This window comes from Pseudomonas sp. PGPR40, assembly GCF_022014505.1.
In the GTDB taxonomy this organism is placed as follows: domain Bacteria; phylum Pseudomonadota; class Gammaproteobacteria; order Pseudomonadales; family Pseudomonadaceae; genus Aquipseudomonas.
In genome coordinates this window covers 104162-124997 of record NZ_JAKLSP010000002.1, presented here as the reverse complement: position 1 = coordinate 124997, position 20836 = coordinate 104162, and the positions used below count along the sequence as shown (strand labels likewise).

Annotated in this window: 15 protein-coding genes; 11 read left to right on the top strand and 4 right to left on the bottom strand. The window is 59.8% G+C overall.

What is annotated here, in order from left to right; translation table 11 throughout:
- Positions 1 to 211: 211 nt before the first annotated feature.
- Positions 212 to 574 carry a response regulator transcription factor gene (locus MEB48_RS02440; RefSeq protein WP_237881991.1) on the bottom strand — a complete coding sequence of 121 codons (363 nt, stop codon included), beginning with the start codon at positions 572 to 574 and terminating at the stop codon, positions 212 to 214.
- Positions 575 to 618: 44 nt separating this feature from the next.
- Positions 619 to 1611 carry a response regulator gene (locus MEB48_RS02435; RefSeq protein ID WP_237881530.1) on the bottom strand — a complete coding sequence of 331 codons (993 nt, stop codon included), beginning with the start codon at positions 1609 to 1611 and terminating at the stop codon, positions 619 to 621.
- Between the two features lie 354 nt (positions 1612 to 1965).
- Between MEB48_RS02435 and MEB48_RS02430 the strand changes: the two genes are divergently transcribed.
- Complete coding sequence (locus tag MEB48_RS02430) at positions 1966 to 7020, top strand: trifunctional serine/threonine-protein kinase/ATP-binding protein/sensor histidine kinase (RefSeq protein ID WP_237881989.1); 5055 nt, start codon at positions 1966 to 1968, stop codon at positions 7018 to 7020.
- 57 nt (positions 7021 to 7077) lie between these two features.
- Here the strand turns inward: MEB48_RS02430 and MEB48_RS02425 are convergent, their stop codons facing one another.
- A complete protein-coding gene (locus tag MEB48_RS02425) occupies positions 7078 to 7575 on the bottom strand; it encodes a helix-turn-helix transcriptional regulator (protein WP_237881528.1) in 498 nt (165 codons plus the stop codon).
- Between the two features lie 261 nt (positions 7576 to 7836).
- Here MEB48_RS02425 and MEB48_RS02420 point away from each other — a divergent pair, with 261 nt between their 5' ends.
- From MEB48_RS02420 to MEB48_RS02375, 10 genes are all read left to right on the top strand, one after another.
- The gene (locus MEB48_RS02420; RefSeq protein ID WP_237881526.1) at positions 7837 to 8280 is read left to right on the top strand and encodes a CopD family copper resistance protein; all 444 of its coding nucleotides are present in this window, start codon (positions 7837 to 7839) and stop codon (positions 8278 to 8280) included.
- Between the two features lie 233 nt (positions 8281 to 8513).
- Positions 8514 to 9899, top strand: a complete 1386-nt coding sequence (locus MEB48_RS02415; protein WP_237881524.1) for a coproporphyrinogen III oxidase — start codon at positions 8514 to 8516, stop codon at positions 9897 to 9899.
- Positions 9883 to 11271 (top strand): oxygen-independent coproporphyrinogen III oxidase, encoded by a 1389-nt coding sequence (hemN, locus tag MEB48_RS02410; RefSeq protein WP_237881522.1) that lies wholly within the window; start codon positions 9883 to 9885, stop codon positions 11269 to 11271. Before MEB48_RS02415 ends, hemN begins: the two co-directional genes overlap by 17 nt.
- A gap of 108 nt (positions 11272 to 11379) precedes the next feature.
- Positions 11380 to 13560: a transcriptional regulator NosR gene (nosR, locus tag MEB48_RS02405; protein ID WP_237881520.1), complete on the top strand. Its 2181-nt coding sequence runs from the start codon at positions 11380 to 11382 to the stop codon at positions 13558 to 13560.
- 56 nt (positions 13561 to 13616) lie between these two features.
- The gene (nosZ, locus tag MEB48_RS02400) at positions 13617 to 15536 is read left to right on the top strand and encodes a TAT-dependent nitrous-oxide reductase (protein ID WP_237881518.1); all 1920 of its coding nucleotides are present in this window, start codon (positions 13617 to 13619) and stop codon (positions 15534 to 15536) included.
- 27 nt (positions 15537 to 15563) lie between these two features.
- Entirely contained in the window at positions 15564 to 16856 is a 1293-nt protein-coding gene (locus MEB48_RS02395; RefSeq protein WP_237881516.1) for a nitrous oxide reductase family maturation protein NosD, read from the top strand.
- Complete coding sequence (locus MEB48_RS02390) at positions 16853 to 17776, top strand: ABC transporter ATP-binding protein (protein ID WP_237881514.1); 924 nt, start codon at positions 16853 to 16855, stop codon at positions 17774 to 17776. Before MEB48_RS02395 ends, MEB48_RS02390 begins: the two co-directional genes overlap by 4 nt.
- Positions 17773 to 18603: an ABC transporter permease gene (locus MEB48_RS02385; protein WP_237881512.1), complete on the top strand. Its 831-nt coding sequence runs from the start codon at positions 17773 to 17775 to the stop codon at positions 18601 to 18603. The genes MEB48_RS02390 and MEB48_RS02385 overlap by 4 nt, the downstream gene beginning before the upstream one ends.
- Positions 18604 to 18634: 31 nt before the next feature.
- A complete protein-coding gene (locus tag MEB48_RS02380) occupies positions 18635 to 19162 on the top strand; it encodes a nitrous oxide reductase accessory protein NosL (protein ID WP_237881510.1) in 528 nt (175 codons plus the stop codon).
- Between the two features lie 115 nt (positions 19163 to 19277).
- The gene (locus tag MEB48_RS02375; protein ID WP_237881508.1) at positions 19278 to 20021 is read left to right on the top strand and encodes an SDR family NAD(P)-dependent oxidoreductase; all 744 of its coding nucleotides are present in this window, start codon (positions 19278 to 19280) and stop codon (positions 20019 to 20021) included.
- A gap of 65 nt (positions 20022 to 20086) precedes the next feature.
- On the opposite strand, the gene MEB48_RS02370 is transcribed toward MEB48_RS02375, so the two are convergent.
- Complete coding sequence (locus tag MEB48_RS02370; protein ID WP_237881506.1) at positions 20087 to 20836, bottom strand: AraC family transcriptional regulator; 750 nt, start codon at positions 20834 to 20836, stop codon at positions 20087 to 20089.

The window sequence follows — 20836 nt, the reverse complement described above, 5'->3', positions numbered from 1 at the left end:
TGGCAGGATTGAACAGTTGTGCTGCATTTTTGGATGTTTGTGCGATAGCGTGCGGTTTTTCGATCGGGCAGCGGTCTGACGCCAGGATGATTGCCCGGGAGGGAAAATGATTCAGGAAATGGCAAGGACAGGGTTGGCGGCGACGATTTTCAGATTGAGCGTTTGACTCAGCGCATCGCTCGCAAACCCATGTCACGGTCGCAGGGCAAGCCTATTTCGGTTGAAGCGCAATCTCGACAGCCGCCAACAACGCGTCGCCGCTGAAGGGTTTGCGCAGACATTCGTTGGCGCCGTAGCGGTTGGATTCAGTCAGTGTCGCTTCATCCCAGTATGCCGACATGCATATCACCGGAAATTTTCTGTCCAGGAGTGCCAGCGCTTGCATGACCTCTATTCCCGAGAGGCCCTTCATTTTCAGATCCAGCAGCAGACAGGCGACGTCATCAAAGTTGTCGAGCGCCAGGAACTCCTCTCCCGAAGCGAATATCCGACAGCGGTAGCCAGCCGACCGGAGCAGGTTGGCCAGGCTTTTGCGCACGGACGCATCGTCGTCCACGATGCAGACGATGATCATGACGTTGCCGGATGATCCGGGGGGGGCGCAGCCAGTGCCGATAGTCATGAAGAACCCTGCATGACTGACGCCGGCTCCGCGCTGATCAAGCCATACAGGCTGACCAGGCTGACCAGCGAGCGCGTCTGCATCTTCTCCATGATGTGTTTTCGGTGGACCTTGGCGGTGACTTCACTGGTGCCCAACTGGTTGGCGATGTGCTTGTTGGACAGCCCCGCGACAATCAGCGGCAGCACTTCGCGCTCACGGGGTGTCAACAGGGCTGCCCTTTGACGGGCGCTCTGAATACGCTGCCATTGCTCGAAGGACTTCGCTGCACGCTGTCGGGTGGTGCGCAGGATGTCCAGCAACTGGTCGTCATTAAACGGTTTGGTCAGGAATTCGACCGCGCCCGCTTTCATGGCCTGCACCGACATTGGAATGGTGCCGAAACCGGTCATGAAAATGACCGGCCACGGATGCCCGCGTTGTCCGAGCGCCGATTGCAGTTCCAGCCCTGTCGCCTCGGGCAGGCTTATGTCCAGCAACAGGCAGGCGGGACCGATGTCGAGGTCAGCGCCAAGCAACTCCTCCGCCGAGGCAAATATCCGGTGCACGATGCCTTCGGCTCGCAGCAGTCGGCTGAGCGCTGTGCGCACGGAGGCTTCATCGTCCACGATGAATACCGGCACGTTGTCAGGATCGATCCTTTGCTGATCCTCGGACGCCAAGGGGCCCAGGCCCGCAGAATGGAACAGGGGCAGGGGCGGTTCATGCTCTTTCAATAATCGGTAACCTCGGCGCGGGACCGTCTGGATGAGTTGTTTTTCTCCGAGCAACTTGCGCAGTGAGGAAATCTGCACCTGCAGATTGTTTTCCTCGACGACGGTGTCAGGCCAGACCTGTGTGATCAATTCATCTTTGCTGACGATTCGGCCATCGGCCTGCATCAGCACCGAGAGGATTTCGAACGCCCGGCCCCCGACACGCAGTGGCCGTCCATCAAGAAAGGCTTCACGCCGTTCCAGGGAAATAGTGGCTTGGCCGAGTCGGATCATACGTTCCTCTGCACTGCGTTGACGGGGAGTGACGCCGGAATGTTGCTTTATCAGGGCTACACGCTAGGGGACGGCCCGACATATTGCAATTATCCCGAGGGATAACACGTGATGATTTCCAGGTGCGCAAACCACCGGCAGTGGGGCCTCTCAACGGCCATCGTGGTGCCGATGACGGACAAGATGGTTCGCCCGCAGGCATCTGGCCAGAGCGCTGCGTATACTCTCCAGGCTCAGCCCGAAACGAATCTTCAGCGGTGATTGTTCATGCCCAGCAGCCCTCTCTCAGCATCCGGTTCCCGCGGTCTTGATGTTGTACATGATGAAGCCTGGCTGGAACGTTGCACCTTCACCATGCTGCGCCGGGAAAACGATCTGACCTGGTTTACGCTTCAGGATCCGCAATCTGGAACATCCTGGCTCGCCGCCCGGGCACCGATTCAGCGGCCGGCCACATGCCAGCGGCTGGAGCGCGATTTTCACCGGGACCTGGATCCGGCCTGGGCGATTGCGCCTGTCGCGTTCATCCGTTCGGCCGAGGGGCCTTCGTTGATCTATCCCTCGACGGGGACGCCGCTGATGGATCTGATCAGTGATACAGGGCTGCCACTGGGACGCATGCTGGCCATCGCCGTCGCGGCGGCCAATGCGCTTTCATGTGCGCAGAAAGTGGGCGTGCCACATGCCTGTCTGCAACCCCACCACCTGATGGTGGATACCGCCAATTCGGTCAAGCTTCTGGGTTTTCACAGCCATTGCGCGCAGGCGTGCGCCGCGCAATGGCCTGATTTGGAACAATGGCCGTATCTGGCCCCCGAGCAGGTACGGCGCGATGCCGCCAGTTTTGACGCGCGCAGCGACGTCTATGCCCTGTCTGTGATTCTTTATCAAGCGCTGACCGGCAACCTGCCGCTCACCGCCCGAGACCCGTCCCAATGGCTGCACGTGCATGCTGCCGTCCAACCGGAATCACCGGCGATTCATGTCGCCGATCTGCCGGAAGGTCTCTGTCGGGTTCTGCTCAAAGGCTTGGCAAAAGAGCCGGGTGCCCGCTATCAGAGCGCCGCATCGATGGCTGCGGATCTGGCTTGGTGCCAAAGTCAATGGCTGGAACATGAGCGCATCGACGCGTTTCGGCTCGGCGCTTTCGATGCGTTGCCTGCCTTGGCCCGCGGCGGTGCGCTGTTCGGTCGAGACATCGAGCGTACGCAGCTGATTGAACGGCTGCAGCAGGTACGCAACGATGGTATCGCCCGGGTCCTGCTGGTCGGCGGCGCGCCGGGCGCCGGCAAGTCGACGCTGATCCATCAGGGTGTCCGCCCCTTGGCGCCCGGCTACTGGGCCAGCGGCAAGAGCAATCTGCTGCAGCAGGAAATTCCCTACGCACCGTTGTCGGAAATTATCAGATCGTTGATGACCCAGTTGCTAGGCAAGCCAGCCTTGGAGCTGGAGATGCTTGGCGAGCAACTGGTCGAACGGCTAAAGGGGCGGGGCAGGGTCCTGGTGGAGCTGGCGCCCGAGGCTGAGCTGGTCATCGGTGTCACGCCTGAGTTGCCGAACATGCCGGCGCGGTATGCGCTCGATCGCGCCAACCGCACCCTGCTCGATGTACTGGAAGTCTTCGCTCAGCCGGGAAGACCCTTGGTGCTGTTCGTGGATGATGTGCAGTGGGCGGACGATTCGACCCTCTCGTTCCTTCAGGCCTTCGTCGATCGGCGGCCCAGGCATCTGCTCCTGTTCCTGGCGTACCGCGAGGCCGAGTCGCAGGCGCTCGAGCGTGAAGGTGGATTGCTGGAGGTGCTCGGCCGTGGGCAATCGGTGCCCTGTACACGCGTCATGCTGGGTCCATTGTCGGCGCCCGCGGTCGCTGAACTGATCGCCGCTGAACTGGACACTGACACCGCGGGTATTGAAGCGCTCGCACACGTCGTGCACTACAAGACGGCCGGCAACCCGCTTTTCGTCCGTCAGGTGTTGCGGGCGTTGATTGATGAGCGCCTGGTGCGCTTCGACGTGCTGAGTCGCCGCTGGGTCTGGAACCAGGAGGAGGTGGACAGTTATCGCTATGCGGACAATGTCGCCGACTTGATGGTGCAGCGTCTCGAACGGCTGTCTTCGATGGAGCGCGAAGTGATGCGCACGGCCGGATATATCGGCGGGCGCTGTGACGAATCGCTGCTGCACCAGCTGGTGCCCTGTGATCCGCAGCAGATCAGCATCGATGTGCAAAGCCTGGTCGATGCGGGATTGCTGCTGCGCGAGCGCGAGCAACTGGTGTTTCCCCACGACCGTGTACTAGAGGCAGCCTGTGAGCTTCCTGCACAGGCGGGACGCGCCGCCGAGCATGCCCGTATCGCCGGCGCCATGCTGGATCAGTGGGGCGAGCAGATCCATGAGCGTGTGTTCGAAGTCGCTAGCCAGATTCAGCGTATTGAAGTCGATACACTGGAGGCATGTCGCCGTACCGCGTTCGTTGAACTGTTGATCGAAGCCGCCAAGCGCGCCAGGGACACTGCTGCCGTCGAGCAGGCCGTGGGTTTTCTGCGCACTGCCGAGCATTTGCTCGGCCAGTCGGGTTGGTCCGGCCTCTATACCCAAACGTTCGCTACCCAATGGCTGGCTGCCGAGTGCGACATGCTTCTGGCCGATCTGGCCGGCGCCCAACGACGACTCGATGATTGCCTGACCCACGCCACCACAGTCCTTGACCGCGCGAAGACCTATCGGTTGCGGGCCACCTTGCGCACGCTGCACTCCGATTACGAGGGGGCGATCACCGAGGCGCTGAACGGACTGAACCTGTTGGATATTCCCCTGCAGCGCAAGCCCTCGCAGGAACAACTGACCTTGGCGTTTTCCCAGGTACGCGCACTCGTCGGCACACGTCAGATCGCTGATCTGGTGCATTTACCCAAAGCGAATGACCCGTCTGTCGAAGCGGCCATGGAATTGCTCAGCACGCTGACTTCCTCGTTCTTCGTCAACGACGGTATTAGTTTGTTGCACCTGGCGAAAATGGTTGAACTGACATTGCTGCATGGCACGACGCCGGGCAGCGGTTACGGGTTTGCCTGGTTTGGCGTGATGATTGCCGAACGCTATGGCGAATATGTGGACGGTCAAGCCTTTGCTGAATTAGCGCTTGAGCTCACCGACAAGCAGGGCTATGAAGCAGGGCGCACAGGCACGCTGGTAGCGCTCGATCAAGTCAGCCCGTGGACCCGACCGATGGCCTACGCTCGACAAAAGGCGTTCGCCGCATTCGAATGCGGCCAGGCCGGTGGCGACCTGGGCATGTCCTGCTATGCCTGCAACCACATCGTCTCCGACCTGCTGTTCATGGGCGAACCCTTGCAAGGCGTGTTGAACGAACTGGATCAGGGTCTGGCGTGGGTGCGGCAATTTCATTACATCGATATCGAGCGCATCCTGCTGGCGCAACAGGCGTTCGCTACCGATCTGCGCGACGGGCGCGCGCAACGGCCGCTGGCCGAACTGGACGGCGCGGAGCATGACAGGTTCGGCCCCATCGATCGCCGCAGCGTGTCACAACCGACACTGTTCTATTTGTGGCTGTATTCCGGCATGTCCGCGTTTCATTTCGGTGATATCCCTTACGCATTGCGACGTTTCGAAGAAGCGGCCGCGCTGGCCTGGTCCATTCCGGCGCATATCAATCTCGCGGATTACTACCTGTTCTACAGTTTGGCGCTGGGCAGTGCGCAGGCGCCCGGGGAGGCGGTCGAAAAGCTGCAAAAGCTCGAGCAGCAACGTCAGCGGTTTTTGTCATGGGTCGAGCTCAATCCGACGACCTTTCGCAGCAAACTGCTGCTGATCGAAGGGGTGATTGCCCGTTTGCGCGGTCAGGAGCTGGTGGCCATCCGCTGCTTCGATCAGTCGCAGATCGCCGCGACGGCGGCCGGTTTCATCCATGAGCAGGCGCTGGCCCACGAACAGCTGGCCGATATCTGTTTACCGAACGGACTGGTGTCCGGTGCCAACCATCATCTGCGCGTCGCGCGCGACTGCTACAACCTGTGGGGCGCCGGCGGCAAGGTACGTCAGCTGGAGGCCTTGCATCCGTTTCTGACGGCTGAGTCGTCATTCGACTCGGCCCGGCCCGTGACCCAGGTCCGGCTCGATCTTGAAGTGGGGATCGAAGCGGCGCGTGCGCTTTCGCAGGAGGTGTTGCTCGAACGTCTGGTCGAAACCCTGATGAATCACCTGATGATTCAGGCCGGCGCCGACAATGGCGTGCTGATGATCGTCATCGATTCTGAACTGCAACTGGCGGCGACGGCCTCTGTCGAGGCCGGCAACGTGCGGGTCGCACTGGGCGCCGGGCAACCGCTCGAACAGTTGGCGCCGACCTCGGTACTCAACACGACCATGCGCACGCGCATACCTCTGGTGCTCGATGATGCCGGGGCCGATTGTCCCGAGGCCTATAGCGCCGATCTGCAACGGCGCCAGACGCGTTCCATGTTGTGCCTGCCGTTGCTCAAACAGGGGATGTTGATCGGTCTGGTCTATCTGGAGAACAGTCTCGTCCCTGATCTGTTCAGCGCCGAGCGCCTGACCATGCTGGAAATTCTCGCCTCCCAGGCCGCCGTGTCATTGCAAACCGCCCGGCTGTATGCGCAGCTGGTCGAGGACAACCAGCTGCGCGCGCAGATGGAAGCGGACTTGCGCAGCTCCCGGGCTGAACTGGCACGTAGCTCGCACCTCAAGGTCATGGGTGAGCTTTCGGCTTCGATTGCCCATGAAATCAGCCAGCCGCTGCTGGGCATTTTGTCCAACGCCTCGGCCAGCCTGCGCTGGCTCAAGCGTGATCAGCCCGATCTGGAAGAAGCCATTCAGGGGCTCGAAGACATCCGCTCGGACAGCGCCCGCGCCGCCGATATTGTCCAGGCGCTTCGCGCGCTCGCCAAACAAACGCCGTTGCAACGGTTGCCAGTGCAAATCGACGATTTGATCGGTGAGGTCGTGCGCCTGACCGCCACCGACCTGGCGAACCGCAACGTACGGCTGGAAACCCGGCTCGATGCGCAATGCCCTGTGTGGGTCGATGCGGTGCAGATCCAACAGGTGGTGTTCAACCTCATCACCAATGCGCTGGAGGCCATCGCCGGAGCCGCGATCACGGATGGGTGTCTCATCATCGGCTCAGCGGTCAAGGACGATCATGTCCAGGTCTGCTTCCAGGACAACGGACCGGGAATTGGCGTGCAACAGCGCGAGCAGATTTTCGATGCGTTCTACACCACCAAAGGCAGCGGCATGGGGATGGGGCTGGCCATTTGCAGGTCGGTGATCGGCGCGCACGGCGGGACGCTGATCGTTCAGGACAGCGAGCAGGGTGCCAGGATCTGCTTCAACCTGCCGCTCGCGCCAGCCAGCGCCGGATAAAAAAGGGCCGCATAAGCGGCCAAAAGGGAGGCGTTCGTTTTGTCGACCTCGATCAGTTCACACGTGCAGCTCCTGCACGCGCGACTGTCCCATGCCGTCGAGCAGACCATCGCGAATTCTCCAATCGGGTATGTCCCGATCGATCACTGACGGCTGGGGAAGATGGCTCGTTGCATGATCAAAGGCCCGACGCCATGCCTTGGGCGTCATCCCTTCCAGGCGGCTGAAGGTGCGGGTGAAATGCGAGTGGTCCGCGAAACCGCATTCATAGACGACATCGGTGATCGGCATCGAAGTGATTAGCAGGCTTTTGGCTTTTTCAATTTTCATCCTCACTAACCAGCCTTGCGGCGAGAGGCCGGTAACCTTTTTGAATGCCCGGGAAAAATGGCTACGGGACAGGTTGCAGTGTTCGGCAATCTCGCTGATGCGAATGCAGCTGCCCATTTCACGGAGCATCAGTTCCTTGGCACGGCGCTCCTGCCAGCCGGACAGGGCACCCAACGGCCGGACAAGGGTGCATGGATGGTTTGAATTCACCGATTGCGGGTTCATGGCGGCTCTCCTTTTCGTTCAGGAAAGTCTGTCCCTCGGCGATATTTAAAGTCCTTAAGCAAACCTTAAGAGTTATGAAACGCTGCCTGCGTCTGCTCGAGACGCTGGCCGCCAGGATCCTGTAAGCATGTGCTTGTCTGGATTACTTGATTGACGTCAACCGCAGGTGTCGGCCTGCTCTGTATTCTGCGCTGAACATCCTGTTGGTAGCGCAAGGCTTATGGCTTATGACTGAATTGATGTATTGAGAGCGAGAATCCCATGCTCTATCCGCTGTTTCTGATGTTGCATCTGTTTGCCGCGCTGATCTTCATCGGCACGGTGTTCTTCGAAGTCCTGTTCCTTGAAAGTATCCGCAAACAGCTGCCCGTCAAGGTCATGTTGCTGGTCGAGCAGGGTATCGGTCGACGCGCACGCACCTTGATTCCATGGGTCTTGCTGGTGTTGTTCGGTGCCGGGTCGGGGATGGTCTGGCTGCGCTATTTGCCAACCCTTGCCACGCCAATGGCCTCATCGTTTGGCACATTGCTGATGGTGAAAATCGTGGTGGCCGTCAGCGTACTGCTGCATTTCCTGGTCGCCATGTTTTTGTTCAAAAGTGGCCGGATGAGTGCTCGATACCTGCATTTCATCCATGGCAGCCTGTTCTGCCACATGGTTGTCATCGTGCTATTGGCCAAGTGGATGTTCTATCTGACGTGGTGACTGGGCAAGGCGCAACCTTGTAGGAGCGAGCTTGCTCGCGAAAGCGGTATATCAGGCGACATCGATGTTGACTGTGCTGCCGTCTTCGCGAGCAAGCTCGCTCCTACAGGGGGCCGTGGCTTACCTGGTGTCTGTTGCGCGACAAGCACTTTGCTTGCGCTTGATGCAAATCAAGGAGCATTGATCGCCAGACTCCGACACTGGCGGTCCGCAGCCAGTCTCGGAGACTCGTTATGCTCAATATATTTCACGGCCCCGGTGAGCCGAACGTCCGGCGCGATCAAGGCGTGCTCGACCCCAATTGCCCTGTCGACACTGAAAAATTTCATGGCGGCATCGGCTCTCTGGATTTGCTTCGTGCATTGCGCACCAGCCGTCAGAAGTGCCGTCCGCTATCGCTGAACGTGCAACTGCCTTCCAACCTTAAGCCTGCCTTGTGGTCCCTTCGCGAAGCTTCAAGCGAGCACAGTGTTGTCGAACACTATCTTCAGCGTCTGCACCATGAGATCGACCTTGTCGGTTGTCATCTGGGAACCGGGCAGCGGGTCGAACAGTTCCATCTGGGGGGCGGAACACCCGCCATCGCCCACCTGAGACGGCTGATGAATCACCTTCGTGGCCGATTCAACTTTCTTGGACATGGGTGCGGTGACTACAGCATACAAGTGGACCTTCACCATACGGATTGGGCGACCATGGGTATGCTACGTGACCTGGAGTTCAACCATGTCAGCATCGGCGTTCCGGACATCGGTGCCGACAGCGCGATGTCGCTGACCTGCTACCAGAACCCGGCACCGATCCATTCGCTTATCGATGCCGCTCGTACCTTCGGCTATCGATCCGTCAATGTCGATCTGGGTTATGGCCATGCCTGGCAGACGCCAGAAAGTTTCGCGCTGAAATTGGCAACCATCATCGAACTGGAGCCGGACCGGCTGTTGGCGTTTGATTATGCCCGGCCACCTCAACGCTATCGGCCAAAGGCCGCAGACACCATCAGGGCGTTTAGCAGCGAGGAAGACAGAGGCGCCATGCGTCGGATCTGCTTTGAACAGTTGGTCGGCGCTGGTTATCACTACATTGGTCTGGGGCAGTTTGTCCGGCCCGATGACGATTTGGCGATTGCTCAGGAGCGCGGCCGGTTAAGTCGCAATTGTGAGGGTTTTACCCGTCACGGACATTGCGACCATATCGGGCTCGGTTTGGGCGCTGTCAGTCAGATCGACGGTTTGTATGCGCAAAACACCGACGAATTGGAACGGTACCAGCGGCAACTGGACATGAACCAACTGCCGACGAGTCGTGGCTGGCGCTGTGAGGCAGGGAATCAGGTCAGGCACAGGGTCATGGAACGCCTGGCGTGTGATCTGGAACTGGATGTCCAGGCCATCGAGACGCGTCATGGACTCATTTTTCGCCAGTACTTTTTCACCGCCTGGCCTGTGCTGGAGCAATTGAGCCGTGACGGATTGATCGAACTGTCTGACCGTTTCATCAGTATTCTTCCGGCCGGTCGGCCGCACGTGGATGCCATCTGCAACCTGTTTGAAAAGGATTCGGACGGTGCGGGGCATGCACCCCATCGCGAATGGATTGATCATGACAACTTCATTTGATTTCAATCGCGCCCTGGTCGAAAAGTATGACCTGCCGGGGCCGCGCTATACCTCTTACCCGACCGCGCCGCAATTTCATCAGGCGTTCGCCGTTGATGACTATAAGCGTGCGGCCTCGGACAGCAACCAGGCGATAACGCCAAAATCGCTGTCGGTGTACATCCACATCCCGTTCTGCAAGAGCCTTTGTTACTACTGTGCCTGCAACAAAATCATTACCCAAAAAACCCATCGGGCTGTCGAGTACCTGACGTACCTCAAGCGTGAAATCGTGATGCAGGCCGCGTTGTTCGACAGCACGCGCAAACTCACGCAACTGCACTTGGGCGGGGGCACGCCGACGTATTTGACCAGTGAACAGCTGGCGGACCTGATGGACTGCTTGCACCAGGCGTTCGACATGGACGACAGCGATGACCATGAGTTTTCCATCGAGGTCGATCCGCGCACCATCAGCACCGAGCAGATCCAGTCATTGCGCCAACTGGGCTTCAACCGCTTGAGCTTCGGCGTGCAGGACTTCGACCCCGACGTGCAGGCGGCGGTCAATCGCCAGCAAAGTGAAGAGCAGATTTATGCGTTGGTCGCGGCGGCGCGCGAGGCGCAATTCAAGTCGATCAGCGTCGATCTGATTTACGGCCTGCCGCTGCAAACCGTGAACAGTTTCGACGTCACCCTCGGCAAGATCATCGCCCTGCGTCCAGACCGGATTGCCGCTTACAGCTACGCCCATTTACCCGAGCTGGTGCGCGCGCAACGACTGATTCGCCCGGTGGACATGCCGCCACCGGAGCGCAAGCTGGAGTTGCTTGAATTGACCATCCGCCGTTTGACCGAGGCCGGTTATGTTTATATCGGCATGGATCATTTCGCCTTGCCGGATGACGAACTGGCGCTGGCCCGCACCCAAGGCACCCTGCAACGCAATTTTCAGGGTTATTCGACCCATGCCGATTGCGACTTGATCGGTCTTGGGGTGTCTTCGATCGGTAAGGTCGGTGACAGCTACAGCCAAAGCGTCAAGGAGCTTTCGCAGTACTACGCCCGTATCGATCAAGGGTTGTTGCCGGTGCATCGAGGTTATCGCTTGAGCGCCGATGACTTGCTGCGCCGCGAAGTGATCAGCGACCTGATGTGCCACGGCAGGATCGATTTCGCCAAGTTCGAAGCGGGTCATGGCATTTGCTTCACCGAGTACTTTGCCGATGCGCTGGCACAACTGGACGAGCAGGTGCGTGACGGGCTCTTGCAGATTCACAGCGACGAGTTGGTGCTGTTGCCGCAAGGACATTTGATGATGCGCAGTGCCGCGATGGCTTTTGATGCTTACTTGGGCGAACAGCAAAAAGGCCGGTTTTCTCGCACCGTTTGAGGCTTCGGGCGCTCTGGCGCAAGGAATTTTATCGAGTTGATTTCAATCAAGGGCAGGGCGCGCAACGCTGCCTAACATGGCCGCAAGCCCCTTGAAATCAGCGAATTCATGACAATCCATCAGCCTTCGACACATGGCAACCTGCGCATCTGGAGCGTCGGGCTGGTGGTGATGGTCTTGCTGATGATCGCAGTGTTCGCGACGGTGCAGGCCACGTCATACGGCGACATCGAGCAGCAGCGCATCGAGAAGGTTTTCCCGCAAACCGATTCGGTGTCCGCAGCAGAAGGCAAGTTCAAGGTGCGCACGCTGTCGGCGGCCGGCAAGGTCATCGGTTATGTGTTCCAGAGCCTGGATGTGGTGGATATTCCGGCCTACTCGGGCAAACCCGTCAACACCCAGGTGATCCTCGACACCGCCGGGGTGATTCGGGACGCCTATGTACTGGAGCACCACGAACCGATTCTGCTGATCGGCATCCCCGAAGAAAAACTCCACGGTTTCAGCGCCCGATACACAGGGATCAAGGTCAACCAGCGGGTAGTCGTCGGCCATTCCAGCGACCCGAGCGCGGTCACCGTGGATGCCATCGCCGGCGCAACGGTCACCGCCATGGTGGTCAATGAGGTCATCATGCGGGCCGCCCATGAAGTGGCCGTATCGCTGAAGCTGATCGAGGACAAGGGTGGGGTGGTGAACAAGCCCGCCACCGTGCGCCAGGACTTTTTCGAGCCCGCCACCTGGGAGCAACTGACCGGTAACGGCGCCATTCGCCGGTTGAACCTGACCCGTGGGCAGGTTGATGCAGCCTTCAAGGGCACCGAAGCCGAAGGCGTCGACAACGCCGGCCCGGATCAAGTCGATGACACCTTTATCGAGCTGTACACCGCCGACTTGAACCCACCGACCATTGGCCGCGCGCTGCTGGGCGACCATCAATATCGCTTCCTCATGCAGGAACTCAAACCCGGCGAGCAGGCCATCGTGGTGCTGGGTCGTGGGCTGTTTTCCTATAAAGGCTCGGGTTATGTGCGCGGCGGGATTTTCGATCGGGTGCAATTGCGCCAGTTCGGCAACGTCATCAGTTTTCGCGACATGGACCATCAGCGGCTCTCCGACGTGTTTGCCAAGGGCATGCCCGAGTTCACTGAAATGTCGGTGTTCATTGTGCGCAAACCGGCGGGGTTCGACCCGGGGTCGCCCTGGTCCCTGGAGCTCCTGGTGCGACGTCAGACGGGACCGGTCAGCGGCACCTTCAGCAGCTTCGAACTGCCTTATCAACTGCCCGAGCCCTACCTTGAGCGACCCGCACCCAGTGCCGAAGAACAGGCGGCCATCGAGGAAGCCAGTCGGCCGATGTGGCTGACCATCTGGTACCACAAACACTTCCAGATCGCCGTACTCGCGAGCGCGTTGTTGCTGCTGACGGCCATTTTGTTCCTGCAAGACAAACTCACCCGCCGGCCACGCTTTCTGCACTGGCTGCGTCGTGGTTACTTGCTTTTTACCGTGGTCTTTCTGGGCTGGTATGCCTTGGGGCAATTGTCGGTGGTCAATGTCCTGACCTTTGTGCATGCGCTGTTCGAGCAATTCCGCTGGGAGCTGTTTCTCACCGATCCGCTGATCTTCATGCTCTGGGTCTTCACCGCCGCGAGCATTCTTCTGTGGGGCCGTGGCGTGTTCTGCGGCTGGTTGTGCCCGTTTGGCGCCTTGCAAGAGCTGATCAACGAAGCCGCGCGCAAATTGAAAATTCCCCAGTACGAATTGCCCTTTGCGGTGCATGAGCGGCTGTGGGCGATCAAATACATCATCTTGCTGCTGCTTTTCGGCATCTCTCTGGAATCGATGTCCACCGCCGAGCTGTTCGCCGAGGTGGAACCCTTCAAAACCGCCATCACCCTCAAGTTCGACCGCCAGTGGTGGTTCGTGCTCTACGCGGTGGGGCTGCTGGTGATCAATCTTTTCACTCGCAAAGTCTATTGCCGCTACATCTGCCCCTTGGGCGCGGCGCTGGCGATCCCGACCAAATTGCGCCTGTTCGACTGGCTCAAACGCCGCAAGGAATGCGGCAGCCCCTGCCAGTTGTGCGCCAAGGAATGCGAGATCCAGGCGATTCATCCAGATGGCCGGATCAATGCCAACGAGTGCCACTACTGCCTCGATTGCCAGATGACCTACCACAACGAAGACAAATGCCCGCCGCTGATCAACAAGCGCAAGAAACGCGGCAAACCGGCACCCGTGGCGGTGCAACTGATACCTGTCGTGGAAGTGACCGCTCCTGAATGAAGCTTGCGAGCGCACGTCTGCAGTGACCCGTTTTATCCCTTCAAGGAGTACGCAACATGACTGACACAGAATCCAAAAAAACCGTGCCGGAAGCGGAACAGGCGGGGCTCAGCCGTCGCGGTTTTCTGGGCAGCAGCGCCGTGACCGGTGCGGTGCTGGCGGGTGCCACGACGTTGGGCGGCGCAGTGTTCAGCCGCGAGTCCTGGGCCGCGGCGGTCAAGGATGCGCAGGCGAAAATCCACGTCGGCCCCGGTGAGCTGGACGAATACTACGGCTTCTGGAGCGGTGGTCATCAGGGCGAAGTGCGGGTGCTGGGTGTGCCGTCGATGCGTGAGTTGATGCGTATTCCGGTGTTCAACGTCGACTCGGCCACCGGTTGGGGCCTGACCAACGAAAGCAAGCGGATCCTGGGCGACAGTGCAAAGTTTCAGAATGGCGATTGCCATCACCCGCATATCTCCATGACCGATGGCAAGTACGACGGCAAGTACCTGTTCATCAACGACAAGGCCAACTCCCGGGTCGCGCGCATCCGCCTGGACATCATGAAGTGCGACAAGATACTCACCGTGCCGAACGTGCAGGCCATTCACGGCCTGCGTCTGCAAAAAGTGCCTTACACCAAGTACGTGTTCGCCAATGCCGAATTCGTCATCCCGCACCCCAATGACGGCAGCACCTTCGATCTGCAAGACAAGAACAGCTTCACCATGTTCAACGCCATCGATGCCGAGAAAATGGAGATGGCCTTCCAGGTGATCGTCGACGGCAACCTGGACAACTCCGACGCCGATTACACCGGCAAGTACGCCGCGTCCACCTGCTACAACTCGGAGAAGGCCTACGACCTGGGCGGCATGATGCGCAACGAGCGCGACTGGGTCGTGGTGTTCAACATCCCGCGCATCGAGGCTGCGATCAAGGCTGGCAAGTTCATCACCCTGGAAGACTCGAAAGTGCCGGTGGTCGACGGTCGTAAAACCGATGGCAAGGACTCCGAGTTCACTCGCTATATCCCGGTGCCGAAGAATCCCCATGGCCTCAACACCTCATCCGATGGCAAGTACTTCATTGCCAACGGCAAGCTGTCGCCGACGGTATCGATGATTGCCATCGACCGGCTGGACGACTTGTTCGCCGATAAATTCAAGGACCCGCGCGAGGTCATCGTCGCCGAGCCGGAACTGGGCCTGGGGCCTTTGCACACCACCTTCGACGGTCGCGGCAACGCTTACACCACGCTGTTTATCGACAGTCAGGTGGTGAAGTGGAACATGGAGGAAGCGATACGTGCCTACAAGGGCGAGAAGGTCAATTACATCAAGCAGAAGCTCGACGTGCAGTACCAGCCTGGCCACAACCATGCCTCGCTGACCGAAACCAGTGAAGCGGATGGCAAGTGGCTGGTGGTGTTGTGCAAATTCTCCAAGGACCGCTTCCTGCCGACCGGACCGCTGCACCCGGAAAACGACCAGTTGATCGATATTTCCGGCGAAGAAATGAAACTGGTGCACGACGGTCCTGCGTTTGCCGAACCTCACGATTGCATCCTGGCGCGCCGGGACCAGATCAAGACCCAAAAGATCTGGAGCCGCAATGACCCGTTTTTCGCCGCCACCGTGGAGCTGGCCAAGAAAGACGGGATCAACCTGGAGACTGACAACAAGGTCATCCGCGACGGCAATCATGTACGGGTCTACATGACCTCCATGGCGCCGGCCTATGGTCTGACCGAGTTCACCGTCAAGCAGGGCAACGAGGTCACTGTGATCATCACCAACATCGACCAGATTGAAGACGTGACCCACGGTTTCGTCATGACCAATCATGGCGCCAGCATGGAGATCAGCCCGCAGCAAACTTCGTCCATCACCTTTACCGCCGACAAGGCCGGCCTGCATTGGTACTACTGCAGCTGGTTCTGTCATGCGCTGCACATGGAAATGGTTGGCCGCATGAAGGTCGAGCGGGCCTGACGGTTGCCAATCGACGGGAGCGGGCCGATGACCGATATCAAGGAAAATCCGGTGAAGGCGATTGCCCTTGTGCTCCTGTTGATGTCAGGCGGGGCACTGGCGGCGGTGCAACCGATCACCACGTTGCCGTTGCGGGTTGACGCGGAACAACGCTGGCACCTGCCGGCGGGCGAGTACCGTGGCTCGTTCAGCGTCGATCAACCGATGCAGATTCTCTGCGAGCCCGGCGCGGTGTTTCAGGCGCTAGGGCAGGGCAACGGCGTGATTGTCAGCGCGCCCGATGTCCGGATCGAGGGCTGTACCTTTCTGGATTGGGGGCACGACCTTACGGCCATGAATGCGGCGGTGTTCCTCCAGCCCAAGGCCCGTGGCGCGGTGATCAAAGGCAATCGCCTGCAGGGCCAGGGTTTCGGTATCTGGGTCGACGGTACGCAGGATGCGAGCCTGATCGACAACCGCATCCAGGGGGATCCGGCGCTGCGTTCCCAGGATCGTGGCAACGGTATTCATCTGTATGCGGTGCATGGCGCCAGAGTCATCGGCAACCAGGTGCGCGACACCCGCGATGGCATCTACATCGACACCTCCAACGGCAACCTGCTGCAAGGCAATACCCTGGAAGACCTGCGTTATGGCGTGCATTACATGTTCGCCAACGACAACCGGCTGATCGGCAACACCACCCGCCGCACCCGCACCGGCTATGCCTTGATGCAAAGCCGCAAGCTCACGGTGATCGGCAATCGCTCCGAACAGGATCAGAACTACGGCATCCTGATGAATTACATCACCTATTCGACCTTGCGCGACAATTTCGTCACGGACGTGCGCGACGGCTCGACCGGCGACAGCATGATCAGCGGCGCCGAAGGCAAGGCGCTGTTCATCTACAACTCGCTGTTCAATACCATCGAACACAACCACTTCGAGCACAGCGCCGTGGGCATTCACCTCACCGCCGGCTCCGAAGACAACCGCATCGCCGACAACGCCTTTGTCGGCAACCAACGGCAGGTCAAGTACGTCGCCACCCGCTTGCAGGAATGGTCAGCGGATGGCCAGGGCAATTACTGGAGCGATTACCTGGGCTGGGATCGCAACAACGATGGCCTGGGCGATATCGCCTACGAACCCAACGACAACGTCGACCGCTTGCTGTGGCTGTACCCGCAAGTGCGGCTGTTGATGAACAGCCCCGGGATCGAATTGCTGCGCTGGGTGCAACGGGCGTTTCCGGTGATGAAATCGCCGGGCGTCCTGGACAGCCATCCGCTGATGAATCCCACTACACGAACCCTGACCCAGGAGCCCACCGCATGAACGTCATCGACATGGAAGGCGTCAGCCAACGCTATGGGCACACCACCGTGTTGCATCAATTGAACCTGAGCCTGGGCGAAGGCGAAGTACTGGGCTTGTTCGGGCACAACGGCGCGGGCAAGACCACCAGCATGAAGCTGGTGCTCGGTCTGCTCCAGGCCAGTGAAGGGCTGGTCAGGGTGTTCGGCCGATTGCCCAGTGATCCGCAGGTTCGGCGTCTGCTCGGCTATTTGCCGGAGAACGTGACCTTCTATCCGCAGATGAGCGGCCTGGAGACCTTGCGACATTTCGCCCGACTCAAAGGCGCAGCGCCCGCGCAGGTGGATGTGCTGCTGGAGGAAGTCGGCCTGGCGAACGCGGCGCATCGACGGGTCAAGACCTATTCCAAGGGCATGCGCCAGCGCCTGGGACTGGCGCAAGCCTTGCTCGGCGAACCGCGTTTGTTGCTGCTCGACGAGCCGACCGTCGGCCTCGACCCTATCGCCACTCAAGACCTGTATCGGTTACTCGACCGGCTGCGTAGCCAGGGCACCAGCATCATTCTCTGTTCTCACGTATTGCCGGGGGTCGAGGCGCATATCAACCGTGCAGCGATTCTGACCCAGGGGCGCCTGCTGGCCCTCGGCAGTCTGCGCAGATTGCGCGACGACGCCGGGTTGCCGACGCTGATTCGCGCCAACGGGCTCAAGCACGCCGGGCCGTTGCAGCAATCCTGGAACAACGCCGGGCACGTCACCCAGCGCTGGGGCGTGGAGGGCCTTGAAGTGGCTGCGCTCAACGGCAACAAATTGGACCTGTTGCGCCAATTGCTCAATGAACACGAGCCGGTCGACGTTGAAATCGACCCACCGTCCCTGGAGGACATCTACCGCTATTACATGGGCCGGGCCGGTGCGACCCCCAGTGGAGAGACCGTATGAACCCGATCTGGAACATGGCCCGCAAGGAATTCAATGACGGTTTGCGCAACCGCTGGTTGTTAGCGATCAGCCTGTTGTTCGCGGTGTTGGCGACCGGCATCGCCTGGTTGGGTGCGGCGGCTTCCGGGCAATTGGGTTTCACCTCGGTGCCCGCGACCATCGCCAGCCTGGCTAGCCTGGCGACGTTCCTGATGCCGTTGATTGCTTTGCTGCTGGCCTATGACGCCATCGTCGGTGAAGACGAAAGCGGCACGTTGTTGCTGTTGCTGACCTATCCGCTGGGGCGCGGGCACATCCTGCTCGGCAAGTTCGTCGGCCATGGATTGATCCTGGCGCTGGCAACCCTCATCGGTTTCGGCTGCGCGATGCTCGCGATTGCGGTGCTGGTGGAGGACGTCGAACTGAACCTGCTGCTCTGGGCTTTTGGACGATTCATGCTGTCGTCGACGTTACTGGGCTGGGGCTTTCTTGGGCTGGCCTATGTGCTGAGCAGTGTGTCCGCCGAGAAATCCACCGCCGCCGGGCTGGCGCTGGGGGTGTGGTTCTTCTTCGTGCTGGTGTTCGACCTGGCGCTGTTGGCACTGCTGGTGCTGAGCGAAGGGCAGTTCAACCCGAAGGTGTTGCCCTGGTTACTGCTGCTCAACCCCGCCGACATCTATCGCCTGATCAATCTCTCCGGTTTCGAGCCCGGCGCCGGTAGCGCTGGCGTGCTGACGCTGGGCAGCGATTTGCCTGTGCCGGGCTCGATGCTCTGGTGGTGCCTGTTGCTGTGGGTGGCGGTGCCTTTGGGCTTGGCCTGGTTGCTGTTTCGTCGACGGGCGACATGAATTCATACCTTGGTCTTTGGAGCATATGACGATGAGTAATCTGTATTCGACGACGGTACGCGCCGTGGCGGGCCTGATGGTCTGCCTGCTGCTGGTGGCCTGTGACAAACCGGTGCAAACCACCTATAGCGACGCCGCGGCTGCTTTTCATCCCAGCGATGAATGCCATGTTTGCGGCATGATCATCGACGGCTTCCCCGGGCCCAAGGGCGAAGTGGTCGAGCGCAGCGGCATCAAGAAATTCTGCTCCACGGCGGAGATGATCGGTTGGTGGCTGCAACCGGAAAATCATCATGGCGAGGCCCGGTTGTATGTCCACGACATGGGCCGCAGTCCGTGGAACGCACCCAATGATTCTCATCTGATCGATGCCAAGGATGCGTTTTACGTGGTCGGCACCCAACTCAAGGGGGCAATGGGTGTGGTGTTGGCGTCTTTCTCCAGCCAGCAGGCTGCGGAAAAACTGGCCGCCGACCAGGGTGGTCGTGTGCTGCGGTTCAGCGAGATCGATCAGGCGGTACTTCAGCAGCAGCCAGCGATGTCGCACTCGACTCATTGATCGGCGAGCCATCGAGAAAAGTGATCGCCGTCAAGTCGGTATTTTTGCATCTGTTCAAAGATAGGGGCTCACAACGTCCCCAGTGCTTGGCATTCACGATGCCCAGGAGAAGATGATGCAAACCGAGTTTCAGGATCGTCTGGCGGTGATCACCGGTGCCAGCTCCGGGATTGGCCTGGCGTTGTGCGCCGCGCTGTTGCCTCGTGGGGTCAAGGTGCTGGCGATGTCACGCACCGTCGGTGAATTGCCGGCCTTGCAACAGATCTACGGTGAACGGCTGCAATGGTGCGCCGGGGACGTCACGTGCGAGGAAGACTTGCAAGGGCTGGCCCGGCGGGCGGCGGCACTGGGGCGGGTGGATTATCTGGTGCCCAACGCGGGCATTGCCGAAATGGCCGACAGCCTGGACATGCCGGCCTTCCAACGCCAATGGGCGGTCAACGGTGCCGGGGCGTTGAACACCCTGGCGGCGTTGCGCGGTGAGTTGGCGAACCCGGCTTCGGTAGTGTTTGTCGGTAGTTTTCTGACCGGTTCGAGCTTTCCCGGTCTGGCTGCCTGCATCGCCAGCAAGGCCGCGCTGGCGGCTCAGGCACGCACATTGGCGGTGGAGTTTGCGCGTTACGATGTGCGCATCAACCTTGTTTCGCCGGGGCCGACCGCGACCTCGATGTGGGACAACCTGGGGTTGAGCGATGGGGAGCTCGATGACGTCGCCGACACCCTCGGCAAGCGTCTGCTGCCTGGTCATTTTCTCGATGCGTCGGCGGTGGCCAATGTGATTGTTTTTCAACTGTCCCAAGGCGCCCGGGGTGTCTATGGGCAGGATTGGAAGGTTGATAATGGTTATACCTTGGGGTGATGTGGCTTGCAAAAAGGCGCGAAAGAACACCCTCAACCCCAAGACCAAACCATCGGAAAATGAGTCTAGCGCTGATTATCCCGAAACTGACTCGGCGAAAGACTGGTCAACGCCCGAAACTGCCGGCTAAACGCACTATGGTCGGTATAGCCACAGCGCAGGGCGATTTCGGTGATCGGCAGGTCGGTGTGCTGTAACAGCCGCGAGCCTTCTTCCAGTCGCGCCTTGTGAATCATCTGCCGTGGGGTGAGCTGGAATACCCGTTTGCAGTGACGCTCCAGTTGCGCCACGGAATAGCCGGCGATGGCGGTCAGTTCGGCGAGGCTGATGGCGCGGGCGAAGTGGCTGCGGATATGCGCATCCACGGCGGCGAGTTTCTGGAAGGCGGGATGGTTGGACTGAGGTGATTGCAGGTCGCGGGAGATCCCGGCCAGGCCAACGATTCGACCTTGCTCATCCTTCAGTGCGATTTTGTGAGTCAGGCACCAGATCGGCTGGTTGCCGTAGTACAAGTGCAGTTCCAATTGGTCGGCCAGTTCGCGGCCGCTGGACAGTACCCGGCGATCCTGTTCGGTGTACAGCGGACCGAAGCGTTCCGGGAAGACCATTTCGGCGGTGAGCCCCAGCAGTTCCTCGCGATGTTTGAAACCGCAGCGCCGGGCCAGGGTCTGGTTGACGAAGGCGTAGCGGGCTTCGCAGTCCTTGATGAAAAACACCACGTCCGCCAGGGTATCGAGCAGCGGCGCAATCGGCTGCAGACTGTTGAGCAGCGTTGGCAGGTCGCAGGGTTTGAAGGTGCTGAGCGAGGGATACAT